This window comes from Desulforamulus aquiferis, from assembly GCF_030577015.1.
Lineage (GTDB): Bacteria > Bacillota > Desulfotomaculia > Desulfotomaculales > Desulfotomaculaceae > Desulfotomaculum > Desulfotomaculum aquiferis.
This window is the reverse complement of record NZ_JARPTC010000087.1, coordinates 1-299: the sequence shown is the minus strand read 5'-3', so window position 1 is coordinate 299 and position 299 is coordinate 1. Positions and strand designations below refer to the sequence as shown.

General features: G+C 49.2%; 1 rRNA gene. It reads right to left on the bottom strand.

Annotated elements, in window-relative coordinates:
* Positions 1 to 299: ribosomal RNA gene (locus tag P6N53_RS18640) — 23S ribosomal RNA — on the bottom strand; the annotation flags it as partial.

Sequence of the window (299 nt, the reverse complement as noted above, 5' to 3'; positions counted from 1 at the left end):
CTCCGTTACCTTTTGGGAGGCGACCGCCCCAGTCAAACTGCCCACCTGACACTGTCCTCAATCCAGCTTCATGGACTAAAGTTAGAATTTCAATACTTAAAGGGTGGTATCCCAACGGTGACTCCATAAGTACTGGCGTACCTACTTCTAAGTCTCCCACCTATCCTGTACATCAAATACCAAAACCCAATGTCAAGCTACAGTAAAGCTCCACGGGGTCTTTCTGTCCTGTCGCAGGTAGACGGCATCTTCACCGTCATTACAATTTCACCGAGCCCCTCGTTGAGACAGTGCCCAAA